The sequence below is a fragment of the Microbacterium sp. zg-Y1090 genome, assembly GCF_030246945.1.
Lineage (GTDB): Bacteria > Actinomycetota > Actinomycetes > Actinomycetales > Microbacteriaceae > Microbacterium > Microbacterium wangruii.
The window spans coordinates 97,718-113,275 of the sequence record NZ_CP126742.1; the positions used below are offsets into that span (position 1 = coordinate 97,718).

Annotated in this window: 15 protein-coding genes and 1 pseudogene; 10 read left to right on the plus strand and 6 right to left on the minus strand. The window is 70.6% G+C overall.

The genetic code is table 11. The features are described from left to right. Positions 1–7: 7 nt before the first annotated feature. The gene (locus tag QNO26_RS00465) at positions 8–616 is read right to left on the minus strand and encodes a zinc-binding alcohol dehydrogenase (protein WP_257638586.1); all 609 of its coding nucleotides are present in this window, start codon (positions 614–616) and stop codon (positions 8–10) included. A gap of 102 nt (positions 617–718) precedes the next feature. Between QNO26_RS00465 and purM the strand changes: the two genes are divergently transcribed. From purM to QNO26_RS00480, 3 genes are read left to right on the plus strand one after another with little or no spacing between them, the layout of a single operon-like run. Continuing rightward, entirely contained in the window at positions 719–1,837 is a 1,119-nt protein-coding gene (purM, locus tag QNO26_RS00470; RefSeq protein WP_257638587.1) for a phosphoribosylformylglycinamidine cyclo-ligase, read from the plus strand. 6 nt (positions 1,838–1,843) lie between these two features. Then, on the plus strand, positions 1,844–3,304 hold the full coding sequence (gene purF / locus QNO26_RS00475; RefSeq protein ID WP_257532698.1) for an amidophosphoribosyltransferase: 1,461 nt from the start codon (positions 1,844–1,846) through the stop codon (positions 3,302–3,304). After that, entirely contained in the window at positions 3,301–4,542 is a 1,242-nt protein-coding gene (locus tag QNO26_RS00480) for an MFS transporter (protein WP_257532700.1), read from the plus strand. The genes purF and QNO26_RS00480 overlap by 4 nt, the downstream gene beginning before the upstream one ends. Positions 4,543–4,548: 6 nt before the next feature. Here the strand turns inward: QNO26_RS00480 and QNO26_RS00485 are convergent, their stop codons facing one another. Then, positions 4,549–4,731, minus strand: a complete 183-nt coding sequence (locus QNO26_RS00485; protein ID WP_257532703.1) for a DUF3073 domain-containing protein — start codon at positions 4,729–4,731, stop codon at positions 4,549–4,551. Between the two features lie 142 nt (positions 4,732–4,873). Here QNO26_RS00485 and QNO26_RS00490 point away from each other — a divergent pair, with 142 nt between their 5' ends. After that, positions 4,874–5,389 (plus strand): universal stress protein, encoded by a 516-nt coding sequence (locus QNO26_RS00490; RefSeq protein WP_257532704.1) that lies wholly within the window; start codon positions 4,874–4,876, stop codon positions 5,387–5,389. Here QNO26_RS00490 and QNO26_RS00495 read toward each other — a convergent pair whose 3' ends face one another. Both QNO26_RS00495 and QNO26_RS00500 read right to left on the minus strand, forming a co-directional pair. Then, positions 5,390–5,995 carry a PadR family transcriptional regulator gene (locus QNO26_RS00495; protein WP_257532706.1) on the minus strand — a complete coding sequence of 202 codons (606 nt, stop codon included), beginning with the start codon at positions 5,993–5,995 and terminating at the stop codon, positions 5,390–5,392. Beyond that, positions 5,995–6,963 (minus strand): DUF4097 domain-containing protein, encoded by a 969-nt coding sequence (locus tag QNO26_RS00500; protein ID WP_257532708.1) that lies wholly within the window; start codon positions 6,961–6,963, stop codon positions 5,995–5,997. Before QNO26_RS00500 ends, QNO26_RS00495 begins: the two co-directional genes overlap by 1 nt. Before the next feature lie 148 nt (positions 6,964–7,111). On the opposite strand from QNO26_RS00500, the gene QNO26_RS00505 reads away from it, so the two are divergent. Further along, complete coding sequence (locus QNO26_RS00505) at positions 7,112–7,864, plus strand: MerR family transcriptional regulator (RefSeq protein WP_257638599.1); 753 nt, start codon at positions 7,112–7,114, stop codon at positions 7,862–7,864. Positions 7,865–7,927: 63 nt separating this feature from the next. On the opposite strand, the gene QNO26_RS00510 is transcribed toward QNO26_RS00505, so the two are convergent. Beyond that, positions 7,928–8,092, minus strand: a complete 165-nt coding sequence (locus QNO26_RS00510) for a hypothetical protein (RefSeq protein ID WP_257532713.1) — start codon at positions 8,090–8,092, stop codon at positions 7,928–7,930. A gap of 218 nt (positions 8,093–8,310) precedes the next feature. Here QNO26_RS00510 and QNO26_RS00515 point away from each other — a divergent pair, with 218 nt between their 5' ends. From QNO26_RS00515 to QNO26_RS00535, 5 genes and pseudogenes are all read left to right on the plus strand, one after another. Continuing rightward, positions 8,311–8,580, plus strand: coding sequence for a Rho termination factor N-terminal domain-containing protein (locus QNO26_RS00515; protein ID WP_257532715.1), 270 nt, complete (start codon positions 8,311–8,313; stop codon positions 8,578–8,580). A 2-nt stretch (positions 8,581–8,582) separates the two neighbouring features. After that, positions 8,583–9,554, plus strand: coding sequence for a DNA topoisomerase IB (locus tag QNO26_RS00520; protein ID WP_257638588.1), 972 nt, complete (start codon positions 8,583–8,585; stop codon positions 9,552–9,554). Positions 9,555–9,563: 9 nt separating this feature from the next. After that, complete coding sequence (locus QNO26_RS00525) at positions 9,564–9,974, plus strand: fluoride efflux transporter FluC (RefSeq protein WP_257638589.1); 411 nt, start codon at positions 9,564–9,566, stop codon at positions 9,972–9,974. Beyond that, the gene (locus QNO26_RS00530) at positions 9,971–10,348 is read left to right on the plus strand and encodes a fluoride efflux transporter FluC (protein WP_257532722.1); all 378 of its coding nucleotides are present in this window, start codon (positions 9,971–9,973) and stop codon (positions 10,346–10,348) included. Before QNO26_RS00525 ends, QNO26_RS00530 begins: the two co-directional genes overlap by 4 nt. A 111-nt stretch (positions 10,349–10,459) precedes the next feature. Beyond that, positions 10,460–13,538: pseudogene (locus tag QNO26_RS00535) on the plus strand (efflux RND transporter permease subunit); the annotation flags it as partial. A 1,005-nt stretch (positions 13,539–14,543) separates the two neighbouring features. On the opposite strand, the gene QNO26_RS00540 reads toward QNO26_RS00535, so the two are convergent. Then, positions 14,544–15,464 (minus strand): aldose 1-epimerase family protein, encoded by a 921-nt coding sequence (locus QNO26_RS00540; protein ID WP_257638590.1) that lies wholly within the window; start codon positions 15,462–15,464, stop codon positions 14,544–14,546. Positions 15,465–15,558 lie beyond the last annotated feature (94 nt).

Consider the following 15,558-nt stretch of genomic DNA (forward strand, 5'->3'; position numbering starts at 1 on the left):
GCCCTCTTCAGGCCAGCTCGGCGATGATCGGGTGGATGGCGGCGTCGAAGGCCACGACATCGCCGCGCAGCCCGTCGGTGACGGCGATCGTGAGCGACCCGATCCACCAGACGCCGCGCTGCGCGAGGGGCAGCACCTGCACATTCAGCTCGAACGAGTGCGCGCGCCGGCCCACCTGCCGTTCGTGCTCGGCGATCGCCCCCGCGTAGGCGCGGTACGACACCCGGGAGCCGGCGCCGGCATCCGCCCGGTACCGCTCCTGCGCGCGTGCCGCGTAGTCCACCGCCGTCTCGGCGTGGGGGAGCATCGCGGTGCGCAGCTCGTCGAACCCCTCGGTGGGCAGCGCCACGAGGATGCCGAAGCCGTCGACGAGGTCCAGCGGCACCGGCGAGGGGTGCGCCAGCGGCTCCACCGTCAGCGCCCAGTACTCGCGCCACTGCCGCTCCAGCGCCGCCTGGCGGTCGTCGTCGCGTGGCGGGGAAAGCGTCGGCAGGTTGCGCAGCGACGGCAGCTCGGCGGGCGAGCGGATGCCGAGGAGCTGACGCACGCCGAGAGCGACGAGAACCGCCTGGCTCGCGTCTTCACGGACCACCCACTCTGGAGCCCCCCCGACCATGCGGCCATTGTAGGCGTGCGCCGTCGCGGCGGGCGGGCCGTTCCCGCGCCCCTCAGGCGGGCGCGACGCGCCGCCCCTCTCGCGCGCCGCTAGGGTTGAGCCGTGGCTTCTGCTCCCCGCGATCCTTATGCCGCCGCCGGTGTCGACACCGCCGCAGGCGACCTGGCCGTCGAACTGATGAAGGCGGCCGTCAAGCGCACCCACGGCCCGGAGGTGCAAGGCGGCGTCGGCGGATTCGCCGGCCTCTTCGACGCCTCGGCGCTCACCGGGTTCACCAAGCCCCTGCTGGCCACCAGCACGGACGGGGTGGGCACCAAGGTCGCCATCGCCCAGGCGATCGACAAGCACGACACCATCGGCATCGACCTCGTGGGCATGGTGGTCGACGACATCGTCGTCGTGGGCGCGAAGCCGCTGTTCATGACCGACTACATCGCGTGCGGCAAGGTCGTGCCCGAGCGCATCGCCGCCATCGTCCAGGGCATCGCGCGCGGGTGCGCCGAGACGGGCACGGCGCTGGTGGGCGGCGAGACCGCTGAGCACCCCGGATTGCTTGGACTGAACGACTACGACGTCGCGGGAGCGGCGACCGGCGTCGTCGAGGCGGACCGCGTGCTGGGCGCCGACCGCGTGCGTGCGGGTGACGTCGTGCTGGCGCTGGCCTCCAGCGGCCTGCACTCCAACGGCTACTCGCTGGTGCGCCACATCGTCGCGGGAGCAGGCATCGGCTACGGGGACAACGCCGCCGATTTCAGCTCCACCTGGGGTGAGGTGCTGCTCGAGCCCACACGGCTGTACACGACGCCGCTGCTGCGCCTCGCGGCGGACTTCGGCGACGCGCTCCACGCGCTCAGCCACGTCACCGGCGGCGGCATCGCGGCCAATCTCGCCCGCGTGCTGCCCGTGGGCACCTGGGTCGACGTCGACCGTGCCAGCTGGAGCCCGCCGCCGGTGTTCCGCGTGCTCGCCGACCTCGGCGACCTCGACCTCACCGAGACCGAGGGCACCTGGAACCTCGGCGTCGGCTTCGTCGCGGTGGTCTCCGCGGAGCGTGCCGATGCGGCCGCCGCTGCGCTGACGGCCGCAGGCATCCCCACGTGGCAGATCGGGGTCGTGCACGACTCCGCCCTGCCTGAGGGGCATTTCGAACAGGGCGCCAAGGGCGTCGAGGGCGGCGCTGTGCGCCTGGTCGGCTCGTACCGCGAGCAGGGAGCGAAGTAACACCCCATGTGCGGAATCGTCGGCGTCGTCGGCCACGCCCTGGTCAATCAGGACATCTACGACTCACTCCTGCTGCTGCAGCACCGAGGGCAGGACTCCACCGGTATCGCGACCGCGGAGCCCAGCGGTGTCGTGCACATGAACAAGCAGCGAGGGATGGTGCGCGAGGCGTTCCGCACCCGCGACATGCGCACCCTGCTCGGGACGATCGGTCTCGGCCACGTGCGGTACGCCACCAAGGGCACCGCCTCCAGCGAGGAGGAGGCCCAGCCGTTCTACGTCAACGCCCCCTACGGCATCGTGCTGGTGCACAACGGCAACCTCACCAACACCCGGGAGCTGTCCGAGGAGCTGTTCCGCACCGACCGGCGCCACCTCAACACCAGCTCCGACACCGAGCTGCTGGTCAATGTGCTGGCCAACGAGCTGCAGCAGACCATCCACGGCGACCGGCTCACCCCCGATGACGTGTTCACCGCCGTCACCCGCGTTCACGGGCGGGTCGAAGGCTCGTACGCGGCGATCGCCCTCATCGCCGGCTACGGCCTGCTGGCCTTCCGCGACCCGTTCGGCATCCGTCCCCTCATCCTCGGGCGCCGGAGCACCGCCGCCGGCGAGGACGAGTGGATCGTCTCGAGCGAATCGCTCGTGCTCGAGAACGGCGACTACGAGGTGGTCCGCGACGTGCGGCCGGGCGAGGCGATCTACATCGACCTCGATGGACGACTCCACTCCCGGGAGTGCGCTGCCGAGACGAAGCTCGCTCCCTGCTCGTTCGAGTACGTCTACCTCGCCCGTCCCGACTCGATCATGAACGGCATCGCGGTGTACGAATCGCGCCTGCGCATGGGGGAGCGGCTGGCCGACACGATCGCCAAGCACACTCCGGAGGGGTCGATCGACGTCGTCATGCCGATCCCGGATTCGGCCCGCCCCGCCGCCATGCAGGTCGCCCGCAAGCTGGGGCTCGAGTATCGCGAAGGCTTCTACAAGAACCGCTACGTCGGCCGGACGTTCATCATGCCGGGTCAGGCCGTGCGCAAGAAGAGTGTGCGACAGAAGCTCAACGCCATGTCGAGCGAGTTCAAGGGCAAGAACGTGCTGCTCATCGACGACTCGATCGTGCGGGGGACGACCTCGAAGGAGATCATCCAGATGGCGCGGGATGCCGGCGCCAAGACGGTCACCTTCGCCTCTGCCGCCCCTCCCGTGCGCTATCCCCACGTGTACGGCATCAACATGCCCTCCCGGCTGGAGCTCGTCGCCCACGGGCGCACGATCCCCGAGATCGCTGAAGAGCTCGGGTGCGACCGCCTCGTCTACCAGGAGGTCGAAGACCTGAAGGCCGCGATCCTGGAGGGGTCGGACCTCGACGACCTCGACATGAGCTGCTTCGACGGCCGCTACGTCACCGGCACGGTCTCGGACGAGTACCTCGCCTGGGTCGAGGACACGCAGGCCTCTTGACGCGCTCCCCGGCGGACGGCCCCTCCTTCCACCCGCCACGATCGGGCGGGGCGCTGGCCGTCGTGGGGATCGTGCTCTTCGCGTTCTCGCTGCGCAGCGCGGTGGCTTCGCTGTCGCCGCTGGTGGGCCTCATCGCGCAGGATTTCCCGCTGCCGGCTGCCGTGCTCGGTCTCATCGGGACCGTGCCGCCGGTGTGCTTCGCGGTGTTCGGTCTGCTCGCGCCGCTGTTCGAGCGTCGCTTCGGGCTGGAGAAGGTGGCGGTGGCGGCGATCTCGGTCGTCGCCCTCGGGCTGGTCACCCGGGGATTCGCGACGGGGTCTCTGACGCTCCTGGTGGCGACGGCGATGGTGTTCGCGGGGGTCGGGGTGGGCAACATCCTGCTGCCACCGCTGGTGAAGAAGTACTTCCCGCGTCGCGTCGGGCTGCTGACCACCGTCTACAGCACCACCATGGCGGTGGCGACGTTCACCCCGCCGCTCGTGGCCGTGCCGCTGGCCGATCTGGCCGGGTGGCGGGTGTCGCTGGGTGCGTGGGCGGTCTTCGCCGTGGTGGCGACGCTGCCCTGGGTGCTCATGCTGCGGCGCGCCAGGGACGCAGCGCCCGTTGACGTGCCCGCGCCCACGCCCCGGCTGTTCGCGCGCCTGTGGCGACTGCCTCTGGCCTGGGCGCTGGCGGTCGCCTTCAGCGTGTCGTCGACGCTGGCGTACACGTCGTTCGGCTGGCTGCCGACGATCCTCGTCGACGTGGCCGACGTGACCCCGCGCACGGCCGGGGCGCTGCTGTCGCTGTTCGCCCTCATGGGGCTGCCGGCGTCGTTGATCGTGCCGTTGCTGGTGGCGCGCCTGCGGGCGGAGCGGGTGCTCTTCGCCGTCGCGGTGGTCGCAGGGCTGGCGGGGCTGGGCGGGCTGCTGCTCGCGCCGGCGGCCGCCCCCGTGCTCTGGGTGGCGCTGGTGGGAACCGCGCCGCTGCTGTTCCCCATGATCCTGGTGATGCTGGGGTTGCGCACGCGCAGTCACGAGACCGCCGTGGCCCTGAGCGGCTTCGTGCAGAGCATCGGCTACGCCATCGCCGCGGTCTTCCCGCTGGCGACGGGGCTGCTGCACGACGCCACCGGGTCGTGGACGCTGCCCCTGTGGGTGCTGATGGGCGCGGTCGTCGCCGCGATCCCCGCCGGCTACGTGGTCACGCGGGCGCGCACCATCGAGGACGAGTGGGAGCGCAGGTACGGTGCGTGGTGACCTGCGCTATGCCTTCTCGTCTTCGTATTCGTCTGTGTACTGGTCTGCCCACTTGTCGACGTAGTCGTTCTCGTCGTCGTCCGGGTGACCCAGTTCGCGTTCGAGCGCGGCGTAGTTCACGCTCGGGCTGAACGACTTGAGTTCCCTGGCGATCTTGGTGTGCTTCGCCTTCTGACGGCCACGCCCCATGCGAGACCCCCTCATTTGTCTGAGCCGCGGGCTAAGCGACTGAGCCCGACGTAATCACGATCCGGCAGAACACCGGGAAGAGTAGCATTCAGGATATCACGGAGCCCCGGGCCCGGCCTGAGGGGGAAGGGGCGACGACGCCATGATCGAAGAGTCCGAGACCACACCGCAGCACGCTGTGCTGGTGGGCGCGATCCCGGGGCAGCCGCCGCGGGTGGTGAAAGAGGCCGCGCAGTACGCCAAGCTGCTGGGTGCACCGCTGGTGGTCGTGCATGTCGACGTGACCCGCTTCGTCACCTACGAGGACCCCGACGGCTACGTGCACTCCGCGCCTCTCGACCTGAACATCGCCACCGGCGAGGGGGATCTCGAGGCGGTGACGGATGCCGCCACGGCGGCGTTGAAGGGGCTCGATATGCCTTTCACCGTGCGCCAACTGGTGGGCGATCCCGCCCTGGCGATGAAGCACCTCGCCGAGCAGACCGATGCGCGACTCATCGTCGTGGGAACCCGTCGGCGCGGCATCGGCGAATCGATCCGCGAGTTCTTCACCGGATCGGTCGCCGCCCGCCTCGCCCACCGTCAGCACCGGCCGATCCTCGTCGTGCCGCTGGACGAACCGGCGCGCGACGACGAGGAGCTGTGGCCGGAGGGCTGATCAGCGCGACAGTGCGCGGGTGACCGCGGCGGCGGTCGCGTCGAGCGCCGTGGTGAGCTCGTCCACCACGGTCGCCGGCAGTGTGCCGCCGCGGGCGACGTGCACGCGCAGTTCGCTGCGCACGCGGGCGCGGAACTCCGTCAGGGCCGTATCGGCTCGGTGCAGCTCCGCGCGACTGCGGGTGCGCTCGTCGTCGACCGGAGCCTGCTTGGCGGTGGTGCGGTCGGTCTGAGCAGCGGCGGCGAGGTCGGCGCGCAGGCTGCGCATGGCCTCCCGCACGCTGCCGCGCACCTCATCGGCGATGAGGCGCACGCTGTCGTCCAGCCCCGCCTCGATGCCCTCGAGGTCGTGGGCCCGCGAGGCCACCTCGGCGCGTCCCGCTTCGGTGATGCGGTAGACCGTCTTGCGGCCATCGGCGTACTTGGTCACCAGGCCCTCCTCCTCCAGCTTCGCCAGACGCGGGTACACGGTCCCGGCGCTGGGGGTATAGGTGCCCCCGGTGCGGTCCGACAGTGCCTGGATCAGGTCGTAGCCGTGGCGAGGCGACTCGTCGAGCAGGTTCAGCAGGTAGAGGCGCAGGTCGCCGTGGGAGAAGACGGGGGGCATCACCACTGCTCCTCGGTCGCGGCCCCGCCATCGGGTCGCGCGTCCGTGACGGGTGCAGCGGCCGCGGCATCCGGTCGCTGCTCCGCGGGAGGCATGGTCGTCACGGCATCCGGCCGGGCCTCGGCGACGGGCGTCGCCGCTTCGGCGGGGGCCACCTCGGCGCGACGCAGCACGGTCACCGCGCCGGAGACGCTGTGCGCGCGCAGGTCGACGAACGAGCCGCTGAGCTCTCCGACCGAGCCGGTGTAGTTCACGCCCACGCCGCTGCCGCCGGAGTGGGTGACCCCGTCGACCATGACCGTGCCGCTGACGCTGCGGATGGCGAAGTTCGCCGGCAGTCCCGGGTCCAGTCGCACGGTGGCCGCTCCGGCGACGGTGTTGATGCTGATCGTGTCGGCCTCGCCGGTGGCATCGATCATCGTCGCCCCCGACACGGTGTCCACATCGGCCTTGCGCAGAGCGCCGGATGCCGCGATGTCACCCGAGACGCTGTTGGCGCTGAGTCCGCCGACGAGGCCCCGGATCTGCGTGTCGCCGGAGACGGCGTTCACCGACACGTCGCCGATCATGCCGTCGACGATGACGTCGCCGGAGACGGTGTTCAGGCGCGCGCCGTTCTGCAGGCCCGCCACGAGGGCGCTGGCGCTCACCACTCCGAGGGTCAGGGCGACGTCGCGCGGAACGGCGATGCTGATCTCCGCCTTGGGGCCGCCGGCGCCGAAGTTGCGGAACGACTGCAGGACGTTGTCCCAGCGCAGCTGTGCGTGGTCGATCTCCAGTGCGTCGCCCGAGGTCTCGATGCGCAGGTCCTTCACGGTGACGCCGTGCACTTCGACGCGCACGCCGGGCTCGTCGTGCCCGATCACGTCGACCTGCCCGCCGACGAGGCCGACCTTGAGGGTGCGTACGCCATCGACGTCGATCACCCGGTTCTCGCCCGGGTGGATGAGCCATTTCTCGAAGGTCATGTTTCTGCTCCTGATGGTGTGATCGAGATATATCGTGTTCGGAAGATAACACGATATATCTCGATGTGGAAGAGAGGGGGCGACGAGTGCCGCTTGACCTTTACGCAACGTCAAGATCTACGGTCGGATGGGAAGACGGGAGCAGGTCATGGAGTGGTCGATCCAGCAGGTCGCTCGGCTGACCGGGACGACGAGCCGCACCCTGCGCCATTACGACGACATCGGGCTGCTGCGGCCGACGCGGGTGGCCGCGAACGGCTACCGCCACTACGACGAAGCGGCACTCGTGCGACTCCAGCGCATTCTGCTGCTGCGCCAGCTCGGCATGGGGCTGGAGCACATCGGCGAGGCGCTCGACCGTGAGCGGTCGCCGGTGGCGGCCCTGCAGGCGCACCTTCACCGGCTCCGGCAGGAGCAGGAGCGCCTGCAACGGCAGGTGGCCGCCGTCGCATCGACCATCGAGACACTGAGAAGAGGGGAGCAGCTCATGGCACAGGACATGTTCGACGGCTTCGACCATGCGAGGTACGAGCAGGAGGTCACCGAGCGGTGGGGGGCGGCCGCCTATCAGCGCAGCGACGCGTGGTGGCGCAGCATGGGCGATGCGGAGCGCGAGAGGTGGCAGCAGGCGACCGCGCGCCTCGGCGCGGACTGGACGGATGCCGCCGCGCGCGGCATCCCCGCGGACTGCGATGAAGCGCAGTCCCTCGCCGCGCGCCATGTCGCATGGCTGACCGGGGTTCCCGGGGCACCGACGGAGCGCGACCGCATCGTCGGGTACGTGACGGGACTCGGGGAGATGTACGTCGCGGATCCCCGCTTCGCAGCGAACTATGGCGGCCAGGCCGGGGCAGAGCTCGTGCGCGACGCGCTGCGCGTGTATGCGCAGCGCGCGCTGTGACCCGCCCGAGACGGCAAGAGGGCCCGGCGCGATGCGCCGGGCCCTCTCACATGGGGTCTTTCGTTACACCCTCTTGTTGCCGCTGATGACGCGGAAGAGGAAGGCGATCAGTGCGATGACACCGACGATCAGTGCGACCCACAGCAGCCAGCTGAGGGCGGTGTTCATGCCACCGACGATGGCGAGCACGATCGCGACGACGATGATGATCAGGAGTGCGATGTTCATGGGGCTCCTTCTTCTGTACTCCCATCACCCGCCGGGGAGCGGGTGTTGGCGCGGTTCAGCGCTCGTCGATCACGCTAGCCATCCTGTGTGTCTGCTTACGACCTCTTGACTCTGCTTCGCGAGGGGTGGTAGAGCGTGCGCGCGCCCGATGTCAACCCCCTGCGCCGTTTTCCTGCACGTTCTAGCGTCGGGAGGACTGCGAGCGAGGAGGCCACGCCATGCCCCAGGGAAGAGGCTCGAACAGCCTGAAGGATCCCGACCTGTACGAGGAGCTGCGCAAGGACGGCGCGTCGAAGGAGAAGGCCGCCCGCGTGTCCAACGCAGCGGCGCGGGACGGCCGCGGCGCGGTGGGCCGTCGCGGCGGGAAGTCGGGCGACTACGAGGACTGGACGGTCGCACAGCTGCGCGTTCGCGCCAAAGAACTCGGCCTCGCCGGATACTCCGGAAAGCGCAAGGCGGAGCTGATCACCATGCTCCGCGACCACTGACCGTGCCGCGTCTGCGACGCGTGCGTCCCGGGGTGGACCCCGGCTTCCGGCGCGTGCGCGCCGGCTCCGGCCATCGCTATCTCGACACCGCCGGTCGCGCGTGCGGCGATGCCCACCGTGAGCGCATCCAGGCGCTGGTGATCCCGCCGGCATGGCGGGACGTGTGGATCAGTGCCGCGCCCAATGGGCATATCCAGGCCGTCGGGGTCGACGACGCCGGACGCACCCAGTACATCTACCACGCGGACTGGGCGCCCAAGCGGGACAAGAACAAGTACGCCCGCGCGCTGCTGCTGGCCGAGGCGCTCCCACGGGCACGTGGGCGGGTGACGGCGTCGCTGCGCCAGGACGGCCTCGACCGCGATCGCGTGCTGGCGGCCGCCTTCCGCCTTCTCGATCAGGCCGCGGTGCGCATCGGCTCGGAGCGGCATCTCGCCCGCACCGGCAACCGAGGGCTCACGACGCTGCAGCGCCGGCACGCGCGAGTGGACGCGCCGGTGATCACGCTCGACTTCCCCGGCAAGAGCGGAAAGCGGCAGGTCATCGAGCTGGAGGACCCGGATCTGGCCGACGTCATCGCGCTCCTGACGGCGGGGCGGCCGACGGCGGCGCTGCTGGCCTGGTCCCGCGGCCGGCGCCGTGTCGCGCTGACTCCCAAAGAGGTGAACGACTACGTGCGATCGCTCACCGGCGGCGACTTCACCGCGAAGGACTTCCGCACCCTGCGGGGCACGATCATCGCCGCCGACACCCTCGCACGCGTGGGGACGGTCGACACCAAGCGCGACCGCAAGCGCGCGGAGGTGCTCGCCGTCCAGCGCGCCGCGAAGGCGCTGGGGAACACGCCGTCGGTCGCGCGAGGGTCGTACATCGACCCGCGCGTGTTCTCGCGGTATCGGTCGGGGCACCTGCTGGACGCGTCGGTCTCGTCGGAGACGGCGATCCGTACGCTGATCCTGCAGACCGTTCCCTAGCCTGAGCCCGTGGCGCGGTTCTCCTGGCTGACCCTGGTCTTCGTGGTGCTCGGCGGCGCCATCGGGGTCGCCGCGCGCGCCGCTCTCGTGCTGCCGTGGGGACCGGCAGCGCACCCCCTCGCCCTTCCCCTGGTGACGGCGGCGATCAACGTCACGGGCTCCTTCGCCCTGGGGTTCGTCGTCGGCCGGCTCGGGCAGAGCCGACCGCGGCTGCGCGCGTTCCTGGGCACCGGGGTGCTCGGAGGATTCACGACCTACAGTGCGTTCGCCGTGCAGACGGTGCAGCTGTTCGGTGCGGCACCGGTGACCGGCATGCTCCTGGCCGCGGTGAGCGTGGCCTGCGGGGTGGCCGCCGCCGCGTGGGGCGTGGTCATCGGCCGGCGTCAGGCCGCGGCGCGCATCATGGAGGTGCCGGCATGAACCTCGCAGAGCTGGGCGTCCTCGCAGCGGCCGGCGGGCTGGGTGCCGGTGTGCGCTACCTGGTGGATGCCGCCGTCATGCGCGGGCGCAGCGACGCCTTCCCCCTCGGCATCTTGCTGGTCAACGTCATCGGGTCCCTTGTTCTGGGCGTGATCGTCGGGGCGGGGGCATCGTTCGCGCCCGTATGGGGCATGGTCGTGGGGGTCGGCCTGCTGGGCGGGTTCACCACCTTCAGCACCGTGAGCGTGGACTCCGCACTGATGGCGCAGCGCGGCCGCCGCGACTGGGCCGTGGTCAACCTGATCGCGACGCTGGGCACCGCCGTGGTCGCCGCGGCGATCGGCATGGTGATCGGTGGCCTGCTGCCACGGTGAGCGGCGCGCCGCGCAGTATGCCGCATGGGATACTGAACCCGATACATCCGCGTATCGGCCGCGCTCGTGGCGACCCGTCCCCCCGCATCGACATCTCGCAAAAGGCAGCCCGTGTCTCACCTCGCCGTCCTGAGCCTGAAGAACCGCGCGCTCATCGCCCTCGTGACGATCGTCGCCGCCGTGTTCGGCGGGCTGGCATTGACCAACCTCAAGCAGGAGCTCATCCCGTCGATCGAGTTCCCGGCGCTGACGGTCGTGGCGACCTACCCGGGCGCCTCGCCCGAGGTGGTGTCCAACGATGTGTCGCTCCCCATCGAGACGGCCATCCAGGGTGTGCCCGGGCTCGAATCGACCACCGCGACGAGCACGACCAACGCCTCGATCATCCAGGCGGCCTTCACCTACGGCACGGATCTGGCCACCGCTGAGCAGAAGATCACGCAGGCGATCAACCGCATCAAGGGTCAGCTGCCCGAATCCGTCGATCCGCAGGTCTTCAGCCTGTCGATCGATGATCTCCCCGTCGTCCAGCTCGCCGTCACCGGGTACGACGACGAGACGTCGATCCAGCAGCTCCTGGAGTCCACGGTCATCCCCGACCTCGAGGACGTCCCCGGGGTCAACTCCGCCGAGGTGGTCGGCGGCGCCGGCCAGCGCATCACCATCACGCCCGACCAGGCGGCGCTCGCCGCAGCGGGATTCAGCCAGCAGGCGATCAGCGACGCCCTCGACCAGAACGGCGTCCTCTTCCCCGGCGGCGGCATCACGGAGGACGACCGCACCCTGACGGTGCAGACCGGCGCGAAGATCACCTCGGTCGAGGACATCGGGGCGCTTCCGCTGGTTCCGACCGACCCTGCCCAGTTCGGCGCCGGCGTCGTCACCATCTCGGATGTCGCCACCGTCGAGGCCGACCAGGACCCGCAGACCTCGATCTCGCGCGTCGACGGCGAGCCGGCGCTCACGATCGCCGTGACGAAGCTGCCTGCCGCCAACACCGTGGACGTCTCGAAGGGCGTGCTCGCCGCGCTGCCGGACCTCGAGCAGGCACTCGACGGCGCCGCCGAGTTCACCGTGGTGTTCGACCAGGCGCCCTTCATCCAGGAATCCATCGCGGCGCTCGCCGAGGAAGGGCTCCTCGGGCTGGCGTTCGCGGTGCTCGTGATCCTGCTGTTCCTGCTCTCGGTGCGCTCGACACTGGTCACGGCGATCTCGATCCCCACCAGCGTGCTCATCACGTTCATCGGCATCCAGGCGTTCGGGTACTCGCTGAACATCCTGACCCTGGGCGCCTTGACGATCGCGATCGGTCGCGTCGTCGACGACTCCATCGTCGTGATCGAGAACATCAAGCGCCACTATGTCGGGTCCGCCGACAAGCTGCGGTCCATCCTGCTGGCCGTGCGCGAGGTGGCTGCCGCCATCACGGCATCCACCATCACCACCGTCGCGGTGTTCCTGCCCATCGCCTTCGTCGGCGATGTGACCGGTGAGCTGTTCCGGCCGTTCGCGCTGACGGTCACGATCGCGATGACGGCGTCGCTGTTCGTGTCGCTGACGATCGTTCCCGTGCTGGCCTACTGGTTCCTGCGCCCCGGCAAGGCGCTCATCGGGCCCGATGGTGAGCCCATCGACCCCGAAGACCCCTCTGCGCCGCCGTCGCGGCTGCAGAAGGCGTACCTGCCGGTGCTGCGGTGGACGCTGCGCCACTCGGCGGTGACCCTGCTGCTGGCCCTGCTGGTGCTCGCGGGCACGGTCGCGGCGGCGCCGTTCATGAAGACGAACTTCCTCGGCGACACCGGGCAGAACACCTTCACGGTGACGCAGGATCTCGGTCCCGCCGCCTCGCTCGACGCAAAGGACGCCGCAGCCGCCGTCGTCGAAGAGGCGCTGCTGGGCGTCGACGGCATCGAGACCGTGCAGGTGTCGATCGGCTCGAGCGGATCGGCTCTCGTCGACGCGTTCTCGGGCGGGTCGAGCGGGGCGACCTTCTCGGTCACCACCGACCCCGAGGCCGACCAGCTCACCGTGCGTGAAGACGTGCTCGACACCGTCGACGGGCTGTCCGACGTCGGCACCGTCGCACTGTCCGCACAGGGCGGATTCGGGTCGAGCGACATCGAGATCGACGTCACCGCACCCGACCAGACGACACTGCAGGAGGCGACGGATGCCGTCGTCGCCTCGGTCGAAGGACGCGACGGGGTCGAGCAGGTCACCACCAACCTCGCCGCTTCGCTGCCGTACATCGCCGTCGTGGTCGACCGCGACGCCGCCGCTCAGCGCGGGCTGTCCGAAGTCGCCGTCGGCGCGCTCGTGTCGGGGACGATGCAGCCGCAGCAGATCGGGTCGGTCGAGATCGACGACACGACGCTCACGGTGTACCTGGCCGCCTCGCAGGTGCCGGCGACGCTGGAGGACCTGAAGAGTCTGCAGGTGCCGACCGCCACGGGTCCGGTGGCGCTGTCGGAGGTCGCGACGGTCGAGGAGAGCGAGGGCCCGACCTCGATCACCGCCGAGCGCGGCCAGCGCACCGCCACCGTGGTCGTCACCCCCTCGGGAGACGACCTCACCGCCGCGTCGGCCGTCGTCACCGAGGCGCTCGCCGACGCAGACCTGCCCGCTTCGGCCGACGCGAGCGTGGGCGGCGTGCTGTCTCAGCAGCAGGATGCCTTCTACCAGCTGGGCCTGGCCCTGCTGGCGGCGATCCTGATCGTCTACATCGTGATGGTGGCGACGTTCAAGTCGCTGCGCCAGCCGCTGCTGCTGCTGGTGTCCGTGCCCTTCGCGGCGACGGGCGCGATTCTGCTGCAGATCGCCACCGGGGTGCCGCTGGGCGTCGCATCGCTCATCGGCGTGCTCATGCTCATCGGCATCGTGGTGACCAACGCCATCGTGCTGGTCGACCTCGTCAACCAGTACCGCGTGAAGGGGCTTTCCGCTCACGACGCCACCATCGCCGGTGGCGCGCGACGTCTGCGGCCCATCCTCATGACCGCGCTGGCGACGATCTTCGCGCTGACCCCGATGGCGCTGGGCATCACCGGCAGCGGCGGGTTCATCTCCCAGCCGCTCGCCATCGTCGTGATCGGCGGGCTGATCTCGTCCACCGTGCTGACGCTGCTCGTGCTGCCGACGCTCTACAACCTCGTCGAAGGCGCGCGCGAGCGTCGTGAGGCCAAGCGCGCCGCGGTGCCGACCGAGGCGCCCGCGCCCGCGGTCGCCGTGGCGGTGGCCGGCGCGGCGACTGGTGGTCCGACGACGGCTGTGCCGACGACGGGTGTGCCGCTCACGCGGCGCGAGTTGCGGGCACTCGGGTCGACGAACCCGATCGCGGTCGCCGGCGCGGCCACCGGCGGTGCGGCGACCGACCTCGACGCGCCGGCGACGCAGGACCCGGATGCCGCTGAGCGGCCTGTCGGGGCCGTCGAGTCCGACGGGGCCGCCGAGCGCGACGCAGCCGCCGAGCCCGACGCAGCCGACGGGACCGACGCGTCCGGCAGCGAGGCGGCTTCTGCGGAGTCGAACTGGTTCGATGAGGCTGCCGAATCTGCTGTCTCGCCCGCCGAGAGCGCTGCGTCCGATGCGAGTGCCGACGCTGGCGTGAGCGCTGAATCCGGCGAGCCGGAGGTCGAGGGCGCGGAGCCCGGCGCGGAGGCTGCCGAGCTGCCCGTCGCGGAGTCCGCTGAGCTCGACGCGGCGGAGTCAGGCGAGCAGGACGCGGCGGAGCCGAGCGAGCAGGACGCGGCGGAGTCGAGCGAGCAGGACGCGGCGGAGCCGAGCGAGCAGGACGTGGCGGAGCCCGGGGAGGGCGCCGAGGTCGAGTCCGCCCATGGTCACGAGGCGCAGCCCGCCGAGGGTGAAGAGGGGCGGCCGTCCGAGTTCGACGAGGCTCAGCCCGCGGAGGGTGACGAGTGGCGACCCGCCGAGTCCGACGAGGCGCAGCCCACTGAGTCCGACGCGGAGGAGCCCTTCGCGCTCAGTGAGGCGCAGCCCGCCGAGTTCGACGAGGCTCAGCCCGCGGAGGGTGACGAGTGGCGACCCGCCGAGTCCGATGAGGCGCAACCGTCCGACATCGACGAGGCTCAGTCCGACGAGACCGATGTTGCGTCCGGTGCGGCCGAGGCCGGCGACTCCGACGCGGCGTCCGACTCATCCGAGACCCACGACGGCGGATCCGACACCCAGCGCTGACTTATGGGGTGCGGGCGGCCGTACCCCAGGACAGCTGCCACTCCTCGCCGGGGGCGAGCCGGCGCAGCCCTCTGCCCGAGTTGAAGGCGTCGGCCGGCGCCGTCATCGGCTCGATCGCCACGGCGAGCCGCTCGCCGGGGAACCGGTCGGTCGTGAACACCTGCACGTAGTCGAAGCCCGGACCGGCCCAGACCGCGAGTGAGCGGCCATCCGGTGCGGTGAGGGTCGCGCGGACGAGGTCGTCATCGTCGCGGCTGATCGTGCCGTACGCGGTGTCGAGGTCGAGGTCGCCGAGTCGGCGCGGGGTGCGCAGGTCGGTCGCCTCGTCGACGGGCTCTTCCGCAACCGGCAGCAGCCGCTCGTCGACGGTGAAGCGCGTCGCGGCATCCAGGTGCAGCGTCAGCCCGGCCGTGTCGGCGCCGCCGATGCAGAAGTAGGGATGGGCGCCGATGGCGACGGGTGCGTGTTCGGCCCCCAGGTTGATCACCCGGTGGGCCACCGTGAGGGAGCCTTCCGCCACGGTGTAGGTGACCTCCGTGGCGAGATGGAACGGATAGCCGGTCTGCGGGTAGACGTCGGCACCGAGGGTGACGGAGTCCTTCGCATAGGCGACGGGCTGGTAGCCGGTGAAGCGCAGCAGCCCATGCGAGGCGTTGCCGGTCTTCGGTTCGCTGATCGCCAGCCGTTGCGTCGTCCCCTCGTGCACCCAGACGCCGTCGCGCACGCGATTGGTCCAGGGGGCCATGACGATGCCGGCGCCGGCGGGCGTCGGGAGGTGATCGCGGTAGCGGGGGACGAAGTCGACCCCATCGACCGAGAATGCGCGCAGCGCACCGCCCACCTGATTCACCTCGACGGTGGTGTCGCCCGCCTCCACGGTGAAGCGGCGGCCGGTCGGGTCGTAGGGAATGTGGGTGGTCATGCCGTCATGGTAGGCCGATGGGCGGTTTCCCAGCGTCGCACCCGTATACTCGTCTGGTCGGCTTCGGACACTGCGCGTGGTGCGCGTGGATGGG